At 40.7% G+C, this 16,362-nt stretch carries 16 protein-coding genes; all 16 read right to left on the bottom strand.

What is annotated here, in order from left to right; translation table 11 throughout:
• Positions 1 to 12: 12 nt before the first annotated feature.
• The 16 genes from AXF18_RS03685 to raiA all read right to left on the bottom strand — a co-directional run bounded on the left by AXF18_RS03685 (position 13) and on the right by raiA (position 16,301).
• Positions 13 to 1,122, bottom strand: coding sequence for a CHAP domain-containing protein (locus tag AXF18_RS03685; RefSeq protein WP_053092657.1), 1,110 nt, complete (start codon positions 1,120 to 1,122; stop codon positions 13 to 15).
• A gap of 99 nt (positions 1,123 to 1,221) precedes the next feature.
• The gene (locus AXF18_RS03680) at positions 1,222 to 1,488 is read right to left on the bottom strand and encodes a Veg family protein (protein ID WP_001278165.1); all 267 of its coding nucleotides are present in this window, start codon (positions 1,486 to 1,488) and stop codon (positions 1,222 to 1,224) included.
• 1 nt (position 1,489) lies between these two features.
• Positions 1,490 to 2,842, bottom strand: coding sequence for a replicative DNA helicase (gene dnaB, locus AXF18_RS03675; protein WP_000852476.1), 1,353 nt, complete (start codon positions 2,840 to 2,842; stop codon positions 1,490 to 1,492).
• Between the two features lie 43 nt (positions 2,843 to 2,885).
• On the bottom strand, positions 2,886 to 3,338 hold the full coding sequence (gene rplI, locus AXF18_RS03670) for a 50S ribosomal protein L9 (RefSeq protein WP_000864211.1): 453 nt from the start codon (positions 3,336 to 3,338) through the stop codon (positions 2,886 to 2,888).
• A complete protein-coding gene (locus tag AXF18_RS03665) occupies positions 3,335 to 5,308 on the bottom strand; it encodes a DHH family phosphoesterase (protein ID WP_000739996.1) in 1,974 nt (657 codons plus the stop codon). The genes rplI and AXF18_RS03665 overlap by 4 nt, the downstream gene beginning before the upstream one ends.
• Positions 5,309 to 5,483: 175 nt before the next feature.
• Positions 5,484 to 6,422: a nitronate monooxygenase gene (locus AXF18_RS03660; RefSeq protein ID WP_000028897.1), complete on the bottom strand. Its 939-nt coding sequence runs from the start codon at positions 6,420 to 6,422 to the stop codon at positions 5,484 to 5,486.
• A gap of 106 nt (positions 6,423 to 6,528) precedes the next feature.
• A complete protein-coding gene (locus AXF18_RS03655; protein ID WP_000137959.1) occupies positions 6,529 to 7,446 on the bottom strand; it encodes an MBL fold metallo-hydrolase in 918 nt (305 codons plus the stop codon).
• Between the two features lie 3 nt (positions 7,447 to 7,449).
• A complete protein-coding gene (locus AXF18_RS03650) occupies positions 7,450 to 8,562 on the bottom strand; it encodes an acyl-CoA dehydrogenase family protein (RefSeq protein ID WP_000221881.1) in 1,113 nt (370 codons plus the stop codon).
• 15 nt (positions 8,563 to 8,577) lie between these two features.
• Positions 8,578 to 9,486, bottom strand: a complete 909-nt coding sequence (locus AXF18_RS03645; protein WP_000351428.1) for a LysR family transcriptional regulator — start codon at positions 9,484 to 9,486, stop codon at positions 8,578 to 8,580.
• A gap of 194 nt (positions 9,487 to 9,680) precedes the next feature.
• Positions 9,681 to 10,334 carry a 3-oxoacid CoA-transferase subunit B gene (locus AXF18_RS03640; RefSeq protein ID WP_000644731.1) on the bottom strand — a complete coding sequence of 218 codons (654 nt, stop codon included), beginning with the start codon at positions 10,332 to 10,334 and terminating at the stop codon, positions 9,681 to 9,683.
• 1 nt (position 10,335) lies between these two features.
• A complete protein-coding gene (locus AXF18_RS03635) occupies positions 10,336 to 11,058 on the bottom strand; it encodes a CoA transferase subunit A (protein WP_000869893.1) in 723 nt (240 codons plus the stop codon).
• 15 nt (positions 11,059 to 11,073) lie between these two features.
• The gene (locus AXF18_RS03630; protein WP_000048046.1) at positions 11,074 to 11,853 is read right to left on the bottom strand and encodes an enoyl-CoA hydratase/isomerase family protein; all 780 of its coding nucleotides are present in this window, start codon (positions 11,851 to 11,853) and stop codon (positions 11,074 to 11,076) included.
• A gap of 320 nt (positions 11,854 to 12,173) precedes the next feature.
• On the bottom strand, positions 12,174 to 13,352 hold the full coding sequence (locus AXF18_RS03625) for an acetyl-CoA C-acetyltransferase (RefSeq protein ID WP_000656060.1): 1,179 nt from the start codon (positions 13,350 to 13,352) through the stop codon (positions 12,174 to 12,176).
• A gap of 18 nt (positions 13,353 to 13,370) precedes the next feature.
• Positions 13,371 to 14,219, bottom strand: coding sequence for a 3-hydroxybutyryl-CoA dehydrogenase (locus AXF18_RS03620; protein WP_049501305.1), 849 nt, complete (start codon positions 14,217 to 14,219; stop codon positions 13,371 to 13,373).
• Between the two features lie 80 nt (positions 14,220 to 14,299).
• Positions 14,300 to 15,508 (bottom strand): acyl-CoA dehydrogenase family protein, encoded by a 1,209-nt coding sequence (locus AXF18_RS03615; protein ID WP_000201480.1) that lies wholly within the window; start codon positions 15,506 to 15,508, stop codon positions 14,300 to 14,302.
• A gap of 244 nt (positions 15,509 to 15,752) precedes the next feature.
• On the bottom strand, positions 15,753 to 16,301 hold the full coding sequence (gene raiA, locus AXF18_RS03610; protein ID WP_000599114.1) for a ribosome-associated translation inhibitor RaiA: 549 nt from the start codon (positions 16,299 to 16,301) through the stop codon (positions 15,753 to 15,755).
• Positions 16,302 to 16,362: the final 61 nt, after the last annotated feature.

The raw sequence follows: 16,362 nt of genomic DNA, 5'->3' as shown, positions 1-16,362 counted from the left end.
TTTATATTCTTTCTAGATTCTAGCTCCGTTACTATCCACTCGATAGCCATCCACAGTGGTATTCACTGCTAAAGCCCCTGAAGCATTGACGTAGTAATACTTTCCTCCTACTTGGAACCACTGGCTAGACTTCATAGCCCCTGAACTCTCCAAATAATACCATGTTCCATTTTCCTTTAGCCATCCTGTCTGCATCTCCCCTGATGCCTTTAGATAGTACCAATGCAAACCATCCTTCACCCAACCTGTTGACATGGTTCCATTGTCTTTAAAGTGATACCAACTGCCATTTATTTTCTTCCAACCAGTTGCGAGTTTCCCGTTCTCACGGTAATTCCAACTCCCTCCTTCTTTTTTCCAGCCTTTTTCTGTATTGCTTAGCTCTGCATACTGCACATATCTTCTAGAACCGCTATAAGACAAATAACCGAGCCACTTATAACCATCCTTTTCAAGAACTTGATCATAACTCACACTCTCACCAGCATAATAGTAGTCAATAACTTGTCCTGTGCTTGCTGGCTGGTCCATAATTGGCAATTTCCCCGTGAACACTATTGTCCCACTGGACGGAAGCTCTGAGCTACGAGCACCCTCACTCGCACCATGGCTAGCGGATAAATCCTTGAAATGAATAAAACCCGTCATCGAACTAGCCTTGACTTTTCGACGGTTATACTTTTCTCGAACCCCATAGTTATACTCTTCGATTTCAATCGTATCCCCTGATACATTTGATACCCAGGCCACGTGCCCATAATATCCTTCTGTCGACCAAGCAATAGCCCCAACTTCTGGCTTAGTATCCACACGGTAGCCTTCTCGCCTTGCACGATGTCCCCATTCATTCGCATTTCCGTAGGCAGGAGGAATCTCAAAGCCATTTACACTACTCAAACGAAAGGCCGCAAAAGAGGTACACTGGCGAGAATACATCCGCCACTGATCGATTTCAACACTACCATTTTTGTAGTGAAGCGGATAGTCATCTCCACGCGCTACACTATCGGCCTGAACCGATTCTCCACCAAACAAAAAGGTACTTGTAACAAACAAAGTAGCCAGCCCTAAACCCAACTGAGTATATCTACTCTTCTTAACTCCTGATTTAAAAAACGTCATTCATTCTCCTTAATAATATAAATTTCCGAGGTTACCCTCGTTTATACTATTCGGGAGAAAAAGAAAAAAGTGAGCAAAGCTCACTTCATTTTAGGATTCTTAGTCTAGATAGCGAATCAAGTTCTTTTCTGTCAAGATATCTGAGTAGGTGAAGGATTCAACATAGACATTGGCTTGTTTGTCTCCTTCAACATCCCCAAATTCAACGATAAATAAAGATGGATAAACCTCAATTAACTTACCCAGTCTGTTTTTTTGGCGCTTACGGCCATTCTCCAAAGTCATTTCAACGACTTGTCCCTCATGCGCCTTGATCTCTTCTTTGATTTTTTTCATCTTGGCTACATCTGTAAATGCATCTGACATCTTATGCCTCCCTCTTTGAGATACTTGAAAATTTATTGTATTCTTTTTGGAAAATCAATTCCACCGTTCCACGAGCTCCACTACGGTTTTTCTCGATGATAACCTCAACCTTGTTATTTGGAATTCCTTCCTCTTCTTCACCCGCACGATCGTAGTAGTCGTCACGGTACAGAAAGGCTACGATATCCGCATCCTGCTCGATAGAACCCGATTCACGAATATCAGACAAGACTGGTCTCTTATCCTGACGCTGTTCCACTCCACGAGATAACTGACTAAGAGCAATGACTGGAACCTTTAGCTCCTTAGCTAGAATTTTTAACTGACGAGAAATTTCAGAGACTTCTTGTTGGCGGTTCTCACGACCAGTACCTGTGATAAGCTGTAGGTAGTCGATCAAAATCAAGCCTAGATTGCCTGTTTCTTGAGCCAGTTTACGTGAACGCGAACGAATTTCCGTGATCCGAATCCCTGGTGTATCATCGATATAGATACTCGCGTTGGCTAGGTTCCCTTGAGCAATGGTATATTTTTGCCACTCCTCATCAGTCAATTGACCCGTACGGATAGAATGGGACTCCACCAAGCCTTCGGCCGCCAACATACGGTCTACTAGACTTTCCGCACCCATTTCCAGCGAAAAGATAGCAACCGTCTTGTCCAACTTAGTCCCAATGTTCTGAGCAATGTTCAAAGCAAAGGCCGTCTTACCAACTGCTGGTCGCGCCGCTAGAATAATTAATTCCTCCTCATGGAGACCTGTCGTCATATGGTCCAAATCACGGTAACCCGTTGCAATACCAGTGATATCCGTTGTTTGTTGTGACCGAACTTCTAGGTTCCCAAAGTTGATATTTAGAATATCTCGGATGTTCTTGAACCCACTACGATTGGCGTTTTCGCTAACATCAATGAGTCCCTTTTCAGCCTGAGCGATGATTTCATCTGCAGGCTTAGAAGCCTCATAGGCTTGGTTGACAGACTCTGTCAACTTGGAAATCAAGCGACGTAGCATAGCCTTTTCCGCTACAATTTTAGCATAATATTCCGCATTCGCTGAAGTTGGTACTGAGTTGACAATTTCAACAAGATAAGACAAGCCACCAATATTTTGGAGATCCCCTTGGCTATCCAAAATCGTCCGAACCGTCGTCGCATCAATCGCTTCCCCACGATCCGACAAATCTACCATCGCTTGGAAAATCAACCGATGAGCATACTTAAAGAAGTCACGAGAATCAATGTATTCTCGGACAAAAACGAGCTTACTCTCATCTATAAAAATAGCTCCCAGAACAGATTGTTCTGCTAAAATATCCTGAGGTTGAACTCGCAGTTCCTCTACTTCTGCCATCCAACTTTCCTTCCTTTTACAATCTTGTCAAGAAGTTGTAAACTTAACCTTCTTTTACACGAAGATTGATGACACTTGTAACATCTTGATAGATCTTCACTGGTACATCAATCAAACCTACTGCTCGAATTGGTGCTTGCACTTGAATATTGCGTTTGTCAATCTTAATACCAAACTGCTTTTGCAATTCTTCTGCAATTTTCTTGTTAGTGATAGAGCCAAATGTACGGCCATCTGGTCCAACCTTTTCAACAAACTCTACAACTGTTTCTTCTGCCTCAAGCTTAGCCTTGATGGCTTTTGCTTCAGCAATCATTTCAGCATGAGCCTTTTCTTCTGATTTTTGTTTTCCACGCAACTCACCCACTGCTTGAGCAGTCGCTTCCTTGGCCAAATTCTTTTTAATCAGGAAGTTTTGAGCGTAGCCAGTTGGTACTTCCTTAATTTCGCCTTTTTTTCCTTTTCCTTTAACATCTGCTAAAAAGATTACTTTCATTCTTCTTTCTCCTTTTCCTTTAGTTCTTCCAAGATTAGTTGAGTCAATTTTTCTCCTGCTTCCGACAAACTCATATCCTCGATTTGCGCGGCAGCTAGATTAAAGTGACCTCCACCACCCAACTCTTCCATAATGCGTTGCACATTGATTTTACTACGACTTCGAGCCGAGATAGAGATAAATCCTTGTGTATTTTTTGCCAGAACGAAACTAGCCTCAATACCAGACATAGCCAGCATAGCATCGGCAGCCTTACTGATAACAACTGTGTCATAAGACATTGAGTCCTTAGCTTGAGCAATCAAGATATCTGAACCTAACTTACGACCTTGTAAAATGAGTTCATTTACCTCACGGTACTCTTCAAAATCTGTCGCAGCAATCTCCTGGATAGCAATACTGTCACTTCCCCGTGTTCTCAGATAGCTAGCCACATCAAAGGTTCGGCTCGTCACGCGAGATGTGAAATTCTTGGTATCCAGCATCATACCAGCCATCAAAACACTGGCCTGCATACGACTCAAACGATTCTTCTTAGAATTTTGGAACTGAATCAATTCTGTGACCAACTCACTGGCACTACTTGCTCCACTTTCAATATAGGTGATGACTGCATTCTCAGGGAAATCCTGATCACGTCTATGATGGTCAATAACAATAGTTTGAGTGAACAAATCATAAAAATCTTTTGACAAAGTCAAAGCCGTCTTGGAATGATCCACCAGAATCAATAATGAACGGTTTGTAACTAACTTCATCGCATCTGTAAGAGATAAAAGCTTCGTGACATCTTCCTTCTTCAAGAACTGAATAGCACGTTCGATATCTGCTGGCATATGGTCTGCATCATAGACAGCATAACTGTTCTCAATAATATTACTTGCAAACAACTGCATACCAACAGCAGAGCCCAAAGCATCCATATCTAGATTTTTATGACCGACTACAAAAACCTGATCAACACTTCGAATCTTATCAGAAATGGCTGTCATCATGGCTCTGGTACGTGTACGAGTACGTTTGATAGACGCAGCAGTTCCTCCACCAAAGTAGACTGGATTCTTGGTTTCGTTATTTTCCTTGACCACCACCTGGTCACCACCGCGAACTTCTGCTAAGTTCAAGTTGAGCAAGGCAATTTTCCCTATCTCTTCATGGTTTCCATCACCATAAGAAAATCCCATACTTAAAGTTAGGGGTAGCTGCCTCTGTTTTGATTCTTCTCGGAAACTATCAATAACGGAGAATTTATCATTCATCAATTCCTCTAGTACCGTGTAATCTGTGAATACATAAAAACGATCCATCCCCACACGGCGAGAAAACATAGCATACTTACTAGCAAATTCTGAAACAAAATTGGCTACAAAACTATTGATATGACTGATATCGGAGTCAGATGTCGCATCCTCCAAATCATCATAGTTATCTACTGAGATGACTCCAATGACTGGACGGCTAGTTACCAATTCTACAGTTGCTTCGTACTCCCCAGAAACATCAAAGAAATACAAAACACCCGAAGCCTTGTCCATATGAACAGCATATCGTGTTTCGCCCAAGGTAGCATACGAACCAGGATTTCCAACAGAAGCCTTGATGATGGTTTGAATTAACTCAACATCAATTTCGCCCTCTTCAGTAGTTAAAATCAGCTCAGCATAGGGATTAAACCATTCCACTTCGCCACTAGATAAGTCTAATTTCAGGACTCCCACCGGCATTTGATCAAGCAAAGTACTCAAGCTATTTTCAGCTTGATGATTTACGTATTGGATTTGTTCAATTTCGCTCTTTTCATACTGTTTTTTTTGCCAGACAAATAAAAGCAGATAAAGAAGTACAAATAAAAACAAGACACTGATTGTTACAACATTATTTTGTGAAAAAATAATCAGCATTGTTAAGGTTCCGAAAGTTGCAATCCCTAGTAGAATCGCAGAATTCGGAGTTAAATTATTTTTTTTCATTCTAAACCTCTTGCGCATTATTATATCACAAATGCCCTTAAAAAGCGACCTTTAAAGAGAAAGCACTGCTTTTATTATAGTAAGATACTCTTAAAGAAACCATACATAAAAAAGGAGAGCAAATGCCTCGCTCTCCTTTTTCCACATCAGTGCAGAATCTTCCGCCTAGATTACATTATTCACCTAATTCTAGTCGAATGTCTTGTAGGCGCTCTTGCGCCTGTTTCACAATTGATTCTAAAATAGACTTACATGGTTTGATGTCTTTCACCAAACCTGCAATTTGTCCGCTCATCATTGAACCATGAACTGTATCACCTTCATAGACAGCCTTAGATAGGGAACCGATCGTAATTTCTTCCAGTTCCTCTCGGTTTGTACCTTTCTGCTCTAATTCAATATAGTGATCTGTCATCTCATTGCGAATACAACGAACTGGCGCTCCCGCGATGCGACCTGTAACCGCAGTCGCTGTATCACTTGCCGCCAAAATAGCTTCTTTATAGGCTGGAGAAATTGGACATTCTTCTGAAGCAAGAAAAACTGTTCCCATTTGAACTCCTTGTGCACCTAGGGCAATCGCAGCAGCCAGCCCTCGGCCATCTGCCACACCTCCGGCAGCAATGACCGGAATTGATACCGCATCAACGATTTGCGGGATAAGAGCCATTGTATTGGTCTCTCCTATATGCCCACCAGCTTCTGAACCCTCAGCGATTACAGCATCAACTCCCAATTCTTCCATTTTTTGAGCATGCTTGACACTGGCAATAACTGGAATAACCTTGATTCCTGCTTCTTTCAAGTAAGGCATGATATGCTTAGGTGTTCCTGCACCTGTAGTTACCACCGGAACCTTTTCTTCGATGATAACAGTCACAATATCCTTGATGTTTTTCATCATCAACATAATGTTGACACCAAAAGGCTTATCTGTCAACTTTCTCAATTCACGAATTTCTTCTCGCAACTGCTCTCCAGTCATACCACCTGACGCAATAATTCCTAGTCCTCCAGCCTCAGAAACAGCTGCTGCTAGTTGATAGTGGGAGATTTGAGCCATGGCCCCTTGGAAAATTGGATATTGAATCTGTAAAAGTTTTGTAATTGACATATGAGTCCTCCTTTTATTTTCTGTTGATTCTTGTTGGCAAATGGATGCATAGTGCACCAATATCCCCGTCAACAAGAAAATGTTACATTTGTCTCCTCATATTCTGCTATCCTAAAAAGTCTGGCTTACGATCCTGCTCATCTGTAAAAGGAATAAGTGGGGGGCGAGAACGTAGAACATAATCTACCAACTCCTTCCCTTCCTTATCAAACTCTACCACCGCGAAAAATTGATCATGATAAAAGAAAAACTTGTAATGATTCTCAAAAGCCTGACGCAACCATTTCTCTTTGGCTAAAATGGATTTCATAGGATAATCATCTACTGCTGGAACCCAGAGAGGATTTCGATGAACATGTGATAACATCAAGTCCCCCATGTGGATCATCGTATCTTTCCCCTGTTTGAGCAAGATAATACTGTGGCCATTGCTGTGACCACTTGTGTGAATCATTTGGATTTCTGGAATGACATTGATATACTCTGAGAAAGTCGTCACCTGATCTTGAATCGGTTCCCAATTCTCTCTCAGATAAGTTCCTCGTGTTCGATTATTAGGGTTTCTCATCTCATACCATTCGACATCATTCACAATAATCTTGGCATTTGAATACTTGGAAACCAACTCTCCTTGATCATTCACACGCGTCAAGCCACCAGAATGATCATGATGCATATGTGTCATCAGCACGATGTCAATATCTTCAGGCGATAGTCCTAAAAGAGATAAACTTTCTTCTACCCGACTTTCAGTTAAGATTCCTAAGTTGCGCCTTTGTTTATCAGATAATTTTGCTGTATCAAAACTTGCATCTATCAAGTAATTTTTACCCTTGTACTGGATCAAAATAGGATCCGTCAATTCTGCCATCATATTAGCATCATTTGTTGGGTAGTAACGAGACCACACAACTTTCGGAACCGGACCAAAAAGAGTCCCTGCATCCGTCAATTTATCGGCTCCACGTAGCCATGTCAGTTTCATATCATGAAATTGATATTCCTGTAAGGTGAGTTCTGTCATGCTTTACTCCTTTATCCATTGGGCTGCTATTCTTTTACGAATCGAATCCCCAGATTTTCCATAGATTTCAATCGTTTTGGCATCCTTTAGATAACGGTCTATGGGGATGTCATCCAAGGTTTGAAGAGGTCCAATTAATCTAATAATTTCCTCAGAAATCTCAATTGCTACTTTTGTCGTATAAAGTTTTATCTGAGATACAAAGAGAGAATCCGCCTTCATCCTATCCTTGTAGGAAGCAAAGTAAGATTCAGCCGCACACAGCTTAGTATACAAGTCTGCGAATTGATGTTGATAGACTGTCGCATCGATTAATGGTTTCCCAAATCTTCTTTTGACCTTTACAAAAGCCAGACCTGTTTCAAAAGCTCCCTCAGAGATACCAATAGAGATAGCGCTTAATCCTAGCTGTAATTTTTTGATAATATCATTTAACTGAGTTTCCCCATTTAGCGTCAATCCTAGAAGACTATCTTCTGGCAATATGACCTGATCAAAAGTTACCGAATTCACAGGCAAACCCTGTAAACCAGGTTTTGCAATATCATCTCCAAAAGCAACTCCCGGTCGAGTCGTATCAACAATGAAAAATCCGTATCCATATTCTCCGTTAGCTTCTTGAACCTTGGCTAAGATTAACAAAATATCTGTATAGCGGCAATTTGATACAATTGACTTCTTCCCAGTTAAAGACCAACCTGTTTCTGTTTTCCTTGCAGTTGTTGCAATAACCTCCAAGCTGTCCATCAATTTTCCTTCAGAAAATCCCAAGCCAGCTAAGATTTCTCCCCTTACTAATGGTTCTACATAACGCGATTTTTGTTCCTGACTCCCATATCGTAAAATAGGATAGATACCATAACATGCCTGAGTTAGTAGAACAGCAGAAAAAGCAGGAAAATCTTTTGAAATCAAGCGAATAAAGGTTAAAAACTCGGTTCTCAAAACAGAATCTTGACTATCTAAAAGCAAGGAAAAGATATCAAATTGCTCAATAAACTGATAAAGCAATTCTCTAGGGAACTGTTGTTCATCCTCATGAGACTTGAAATAGTCCCGAATCAACACTTTCACGTCTGCCTTCAATTCTCGCGCCAGCACGTCATTATAGGTCATCGCATTCACCTCATCTTAGTTGTCAGAAAACGGTTGGTAATAATCTTTCAACAATTCTTCATACACATAAGACTCTACTTCATTGTAGGAGTTTTTATAGGGTCTACAAAACCAAATATTAAATGGAATCGGATCTTTGAATCTAACCGCCTTAAAACGACTCTTATCCACAAAATATTCAACCGGCCTTGGCAAAAGGGCAATCAAATCTGTCTGATGAGTTGATTCAACTAGGAAGTCCCAAGTAGAGGAAAGATAAGCAAATTTAGCCTCAATTCGTTGTGAACGAAGTTTTTCTGTCACTAAATCATAAGTCGTAAATGTTTTGTTGAAGGTTGCCAATTCATAACCAGCAATATCAGACCATTCCAACAAGCTTTTCTGAGCCAACGGATGATCCTTATCCATATAAGCAACGTATTCATCCAATTGAATGATATGTTGTTCATATTTTTTAGCATCCAGGCTCGTAGGCTCTATCAGAATAGAGAGATTCAAATCTCCATCAACCATTTTTTGACGAATTTCCTTCCCTCCACCTTCCGTAACCTGGATATGGATATGAGGATTATTTTTCAGAAAATGAGGCAAGGCACTAGCAAAATAAACTCGTAAAATCAAGGACGGAATACCAAAATTAATGGTGCCTTTTTGCTTTTGAGCTTCTATATGGATCATGGAAAGCATTTCTTCATGTCGATTCACAATCTCGGTCGCATAACGATAAATTTTGCGTCCCGCCTCTGTTAAACTTTCTAATCTTCCATTCTTGCGATTGAATAATTGAACCCCTTCAGCTGCTTCAAAATTTGTCACAAATTGACTCAAGGCTGATTGACTAATGTGAATCTTCTTTGCAGCAATGGAAAGGTTGCATCCGCATTCTATGATATTGATGAAATAGTTCATTTGGATAATATCCACTTACCCATCACCTAGCTTTCCTTCACTATTTTAGTAAGTCAATTAGACAACTATTCTAGTGTTTGATAGTTGTCTACTGACTTTTTATCGAAATAACATTTCGAATACTTCATTTTAACGCTGTATATAAAGCGCTTACAATACTATCTGGTTTATATCATAACACACTAAGTAGAAAATAGCTCTTTTTTTGCTTAAATCGGCATTGTTTTCAGGTCTTCTGAGACAATGACTTCCCCAGCTGTTTTTTCAAGAACTTCTTCTAATGTCACACCAGGAGCCAGCTCTTTCAACAGGAATTTACCATCTTTGAATCCAAAAACAGCTAATTCTGTGATGACAAGATCCAATACTCCTTTAGCTGAAAGTGGCAAGGTACATTCTTTCAACAACTTAGATTCCCCATCAGCAGTTGTATGTTGGATAGCCCCGATTACGCGCTTAGCTCCTACCAATAAGTCCATTGCGCCACCCATACCAGGAGCAAATTTCCCTGGGATAATCCAGTTCGCAATGCTTCCATCTTGGCTGACTTCAAGAGCTCCAAGAACGGTTGCATCCACGTGTCCACCACGAATAATGGCAAAGGAAGTTTGTAGATCAAACAAGGCTGCTCCTGGCAACAATGTAATAGGAGCTCCACCAGAGTTCGCTAAATTGGCATTATAGTTGTCCTTGGTAGGTGTTTCCCCAAATCGAAGAGCGCCATTTTCTGCCTGTAAAATAACATTTACACCTTCAGGAATGTAATCAGCAGAGGCATTTGGAATCCCAAAACCAAGATTGACCACATCTCCATCTTTAAATTCAAGTGCTACACGTCTTGCGATAATCTCTTTTGCTTTCATTTTACTTCACCCCCGCCAGTTTCTTTGTCTCTGTCCACAGATCTCCCATCATCTGATGATGCTCTTGTGGTGTCAATCCTTGAACGACATAGTCAACTAGGATACCAGGGATGTAAATATCATTTGGATCAATTTCTCCGACTTCAACCAATTCGTTTGTCTCAACAATAACTGTGTCAGCTGCTAGAGCGAGTTGAAGGGAGATGTTTTTAGTAGTCCCATCCAGATAAAGGTTGCCATACTTATCCGCCTTTGTAGCTTTAATCAAGGCAACATCAATCTTCAATGGATCATAAATCAAATATTCTTTTCCATTTCGAGTCACTTTTTCGTGTTCATCTTCAAGAATTGTTCCTACACCTGTTGGTGTTAAGACTGCTCCAAGGCCAGCGCCCGCAGCATGCAAGCGTTCTACGACAGTTCCCATCGGAGTGAACTCCACTTTCATGGCTCCCGAGAAATAATCATGCTGAGCAGCAGCGGATGTCCCTACATGGGCTGCAATGTACTTTGTAACCTGATGGTTTTCACAAAGTCGACCAACTCCAACTTCCTTACCGGGTTGAGAGGTTACAACAGACACCAAGGTCAAATCTTGCTGGTTTTGACGAACCAGTTCCTCAATTAACTCTAGTGGCTCTCCCACTCCGAGAAAACCAGAAATACCAACTTTATCTCCTGAATGAATCAAGGAAATAGCTTCAGACAATGTTACAACTTTCATAACCTATCTCCTCTCTTATTTACGTTGAAAGACAGCTTTGCGTTTTTCAACAAAAGCGCGCATTCCTTCTACCTTATCTTCTGTTGAGAAGAGTAGAGCTTCCGCTTCTGTTTCCAAACGAATAGCATTTTTCAGAGGGAGTTCTGAGCCAACTTGGATAATATGTTTAGCTTTTTCAACTGCTAGCGGTGCATTTTTCATAATCGCTCCTGCCAGCTCTTCTGCCGCAGGCAATAGTTCTTCTGCTGCTACCAACTTGTTAAGAATTCCAAGATCATATGCTTCTTGTCCGTTAACCATTCTAGCAGTAAAGATTAATTCCTTTGTTTTGCTAGTACCAATCAAACGAGACATTCTTTGAGTACCTGCAAAACCAGGAATGATTCCCAAGCCAACTTCAGGGAAACCAACCATTGTCTTGTCATAGCCGATTCGGATATCAGTTGAAAGAGCTAATTCTAGACCGCCTCCCAAAGCATACCCATTCAATACTGAAATAGTTGGTTGAGTCAATTCAGATAAACGGGTAAAGGTGTCGTTCGCATAGGTCATGTATTCATGAGCCTGAATTGGAGACATTTGGTCCATCTCTTTAATGTCTGCTCCAGCGACAAATGCTTTTTCCCCTTGACCAGTCACGATGACAACACGAATGTCCTCGCTAGCTTCAATTTGGTCTAAAACGAGATTCAAATCCTTTAAGACTTCTGAACTTAAAGCGTTCAAAGCCGATGGACGGTTAATTGTTAGATAGCCAAGACCATTCTTAACCTCTAATAAAACAGTTTTACTCATTGTTTTGCTCCTACTTGATTTATTTTGAGTACAGAGTACAGCGTCAACAAATACCAACACAAAATGTAAGAGCTTACATTTTTATCATAATCCTTTTTTCCCTATCCGTCTACTTAATCTTTATTTATAGACCTATAAGTCCATCTTATAGAATAGAGCCATTCAATCTATCCTCAAAGTCTTAGGAAAAGCAAAAATACCTTATCAGGCACTTTCGGAGAAAGACACTTGATAAGGTATGTAACTATGAGATCGGATCAATATCTCATTTTGTAATCGTAATATTGAAAAAGAGGAAATGACGTTCAGTTTTCTAATAACTAACGTTCAACGATGAGGGCTGTTCCCATCCCTCCTCCGATACAGAGAGTAGCTAAACCAGTTTTAGCATCACGTTTCATCATCTCATGTACCAGAGTCACTAGGATACGGCAACCTGAAGCTCCAATTGGGTGACCAAGAGCAATCGCGCCACCATTGACATTGACAATATCAGTATTGAAACCAAGTGTTTTCCCAACCGCACAAGCCTGAGCAGCAAAGGCTTCATTTGACTCGATCAAGTCAAGATCATCAACTGTCAAATTACCTTTTTCAAGAGCTTTACGGGTCGCATAAATCGGTCCACATCCCATAATCTTAGGATCCAAACCTGCACTTGCATACGAACGAATGCGCGCAATGACTGGAAGTCCTAATTCTTCAGCTTTTTCAGCACTCATGACCAAGACAGCCGCCGCTCCGTCATTGATACCTGAGGCATTTCCCGCTGTAACAGAACCGTCTTTTTTGAAAACAGGACGTAGCTTAGACAGACTCTCCAAGCTAGCATCTTTTCTAGGAAATTCATCTGTATCAAAGATGATAGGATCGCCTTTGCGTTGAGGAATGACCACCGGAACAATCTCTTCCTTAAAACGTCCAGATTCTATAGCCGCCACTGCTCGTTTTTGAGATTCCAAAGCAAGCGCATCTTGATCATCCCGGCTAATACCATATTCTTCTGCCACATTCTCAGCTGTAATCCCCATATGGTATTCGTTAAAGGCATCAGACAAACCGTCCTTAATCATGGTATCTACCACTTTCGAATCTCCCATACGTCCACCCCAACGGAAGCTTGGCAAAACATATGGAGCCTGGCTCATGTTTTCTGCACCACCAGCCACGACAATATCTGCATCTCCGCACTGAATCGCTTGAGCAGCTAACTGCACTGCCTTCAAACCGGAACCACAAACCTTATTAATGGTAAAGGCTGGTGTAAATTCAGGAAGCCCAGCATGAATACTCATTTGGCGAGCCACGTTTTGGCCTAAACCTGCGCCTAGGACATTCCCCATAATCACTTCATCTACCTGCTCTGGTTTAATATTCGCTTTTTCCAAAGCACTCTTAATGACCAAAGATCCCAAATCAACAGCAGAAACATTCTTCAAGCTCCCGCCAAAGGAACCTAAAGGTGTTCGCACTGCCGAAACAATAACTACGTCTTTCATGACTACCTCCATCAGTGTCTAGTAAGTAAAGAATCCTTCTTTTGTCTTCCGTCCCAATTTTCCTGCTTCGACCATTTTCTTAAGAAGAGGGGCAGGACGGTATTTTTGATCACCAAACCCTTGGTTTAGGACGCCCATAATAGCCAAACAAACATCCAACCCAATCAAGTCAGCAAGAGCCAAAGGTCCAATAGGATGATTTGCACCAAGTTTCATCGCTTCATCGATTTCCTCGGCACTAGCCACTCCCTCACCTAGAATGTAAACGGCTTCATTGATCATAGGAATCAAAATTCTGTTCACAACAAAACCATAAGAATCTTTAACATCAACTGGTGTTTTACCAATTTTCACTGTCAATTCACGAACCGCCTGAACCACTTCTTCTGAAGTCTGCAAGGCCTTAATAACCTCTACCAGTTTCATGATTGGGGCAGGATTAAAGAAGTGCATTCCAATCACGCGCTCCTGATGTTTAGTAGCAGCAGCTATATCCGTGATTGACAAAGAGGATGTGTTTGATGCTAAGATAGTTTTAGGATCTGTCAATTCATCCAATTGTTTGAAAATATTCAACTTAATCTCACGATTCTCAGTTGCAGCTTCAATCACCAATTGGACTTGTTTCGCATCTTCATATGAAACAGATGGAAGCAAATTGGCTAATACCTGATCCTTCTCATCCGCAGACATCCGTCCTTTTTCAACTGAACGTTCCAATTGTTTTGTGATATTATTCAAGCCTCTTTGAACAAATTCTTCTTTAATATCGTTTAAGTAAACTGTAAAACCAGCCTGAGCAAATACTTGAGCAATTCCGCTTCCCATTTGACCAGAACCAATAATCATCACCTTAGATATCATTATTTTCTCCTTCTTATTTTACAAAAATCCAGTGCATGAAGCAAGGACGATTGAACAGAAATCCTTCAATCGCCCTTCTGACATTAAACAAAGGCACCTAGTCCAGTAATCTCACGACCAACAATCAAGGCATTCACTTCGTGTGAACCTTCATAGGTATAGATTGATTCAGCATCTGCAAAGAAACGAGCAACGTCTGTCTCAAGTGTAATACCATTACCTCCGCAAGTTTCACGAGCAAGGGCAACTGTTTCGCGCATCACCAAGGAATTGTGCATCTTAGCAAGAGCAGAGTTAAGCATCAATTCATTACCTTTCTCTTGCATCTCAGCAATACGAGTTGAATAAGCAATAACTGCTACAGCATTTGCTTGCATACGAGCCAATTTTTCTTGAACAATTTGGAATTTGGCAATTGGACGTTTGAACTGTTCGCGATCTTTAGCATATTTAAGAGCTGCTACATAAGATCCACAAGTCACTCCCATAGCAATGTGAGCAACGTCCGCACGAGTGAAGGTCAAGATACGGGCTACATCACCAAAACCATTGATATTTACCAAACGGTCTGAATCTGGAACCTCTACATTCTTCATAGTAATATGGCCATTGCGGACACAACGAAGAGCAATCTTATGTGGGATTGGTTCCGCATGATATCCCGGAGCTCCCTTACGAACGATAAAGCATTTCACCTTGCCATCCGCAACATCACGAGCAAATACAGGAACGACATCCGCAGTATCTGAACCACCAATCCAGCGTTTTTCACCATTTAGAATCCACTTGTCTCCAACACGTTCTGCAGTAGTTGCAAGTCCTCCAGCAATATCAGAACCTGAAAGAGGTTCAGTCAAAGCGAAGCAACCTTGCCAATCAAATGCAGCTAGTTTTGGAAGAAATTCTTTTTGTTGACGCTCATCACCACCCAAGAGAATTGTGTTGTAGCAAAGTCCGCCATGAACGGTGTAGAATGTTGCCATAGAAGCATCGAAGCGAGCAAGTTCAAGATACAAGAAAGCAATATAAAGTTCAGATGGTTTCCAGCTACCTTCACGTCCCTCAAACAATTTTGGATTGTTCATAATTTGAGCGCCCTTAGCCACAGCATAGAATTCTTCAAAAGGAAAATCAGGTTTTTCCCAGTATTCATTAATAACCGGACGGAGATGTTTCTCAATCAAACGGCGAGTTTCTTGTAAAACCTCTGCTTCTCCCAAAGTTAGACCATCCGCATAGTGAAAAAGGTCCTCAGGATATAGTTCGCGTAAAATTTCTTCTTTTGTTGCCATAGTCATGACTCCTTTATTTGTTATAAGAGCGCTTACATTTTTGTATTCGCTATTTGTTGACAACCCCATTCTATCCCTTAGGGTATTATTTTGTCTACTTAATAAATATAAATACCCCTATAAGTTCAGATTATAGGGGTCGATTCTGACTGTTTAATCAAGGATTTCCTGTTTTTTCTTACTTATTTCCGCATAAGAAAAAGTGGTTTACTGATTTGTAAACCACTTTTTTGTTATTTCAATTTTATGATTCTTTGACTTCTAGTAAACCAACTTCACCATCTTCACGGCGATACAAAACATTAGTTGTTTGATCTTCTACATCTACATAAATAAAGAAATCATGTCCCAATAAATCCATTTGAAGAAGGGCTTCTTCTAAATCCATTGGCTTCAAATCAATTTGTTTTGAACGAACGACTTTGGGTTGCACAACATCTGCATCTTCAACTAGAGCATCTGTAAAGAGTTGACTTGTCGCAACTTTACTTTTATTCTTACGTTCGATTTTAGTTTTATTTTTACGAATCTGACGTTCAATTTTATCTGTTACAAGATCGATAGAACCATACATATCTTGAGAAATATCTTCAGCACGAAGAGTGATAGATCCAAGCGGAATTGTTACTTCAACCTTTGCTGTTTTTTCACGGTAAACTTTCAAGTTCACACGTGCATCCAACTCCTGCTCAGGTTGGAAATACTTTTCGATCTTTTCGAGTTTAGAAACTACATAATCACGAATTGCTTCTGTTACTTCTAGGTTTTCACCACGGATACTATATTTAATCATATAAGTACCTTCTTTCTAAACATTTTTGTTTTTCTAACTATATTATAACGCTTTCATTTTC

The organism is Streptococcus sp. oral taxon 064 (assembly GCF_001683375.1).
Lineage (GTDB): Bacteria > Bacillota > Bacilli > Lactobacillales > Streptococcaceae > Streptococcus > Streptococcus oralis_S.
Note: the sequence above shows the minus strand (reverse complement) of the source record. Positions and strands in the feature narration are given on the sequence as shown.

Coding starts and splice junctions, on each gene's coding strand:
- dnaB (WP_000852476.1), bottom strand. CDS start 2,842: ATGGCAGAAGTAGAGGAACTGCGAGTTCAACCTCAGGATATTTTAGCA.
- AXF18_RS03615 (WP_000201480.1), bottom strand. CDS start 15,508: ATGGCAACAAAAGAAGAAATTTTACGCGAACTATATCCTGAGGACCTT.
- AXF18_RS03665 (WP_000739996.1), bottom strand. CDS start 5,308: ATGAAAAAAAATAATTTAACTCCGAATTCTGCGATTCTACTAGGGATT.
- AXF18_RS03625 (WP_000656060.1), bottom strand. CDS start 13,352: ATGAAAGACGTAGTTATTGTTTCGGCAGTGCGAACACCTTTAGGTTCC.
- AXF18_RS03655 (WP_000137959.1), bottom strand. CDS start 7,446: ATGACAGAACTCACCTTACAGGAATATCAATTTCATGATATGAAACTG.
- raiA (WP_000599114.1), bottom strand. CDS start 16,301: ATGATTAAATATAGTATCCGTGGTGAAAACCTAGAAGTAACAGAAGCA.
- AXF18_RS03650 (WP_000221881.1), bottom strand. CDS start 8,562: ATGACCTATAATGACGTGCTGGCGCGAGAATTGAAGGCAGACGTGAAA.
- AXF18_RS03635 (WP_000869893.1), bottom strand. CDS start 11,058: ATGAAAGTTGTAACATTGTCTGAAGCTATTTCCTTGATTCATTCAGGA.
- AXF18_RS03660 (WP_000028897.1), bottom strand. CDS start 6,422: ATGTCAATTACAAAACTTTTACAGATTCAATATCCAATTTTCCAAGGG.
- rplI (WP_000864211.1), bottom strand. CDS start 3,338: ATGAAAGTAATCTTTTTAGCAGATGTTAAAGGAAAAGGAAAAAAAGGC.
- AXF18_RS03640 (WP_000644731.1), bottom strand. CDS start 10,334: ATGAAAGCAAAAGAGATTATCGCAAGACGTGTAGCACTTGAATTTAAA.
- AXF18_RS03630 (WP_000048046.1), bottom strand. CDS start 11,853: ATGAGTAAAACTGTTTTATTAGAGGTTAAGAATGGTCTTGGCTATCTA.
- AXF18_RS03680 (WP_001278165.1), bottom strand. CDS start 1,488: ATGTCAGATGCATTTACAGATGTAGCCAAGATGAAAAAAATCAAAGAA.
- AXF18_RS03685 (WP_053092657.1), bottom strand. CDS start 1,122: ATGACGTTTTTTAAATCAGGAGTTAAGAAGAGTAGATATACTCAGTTG.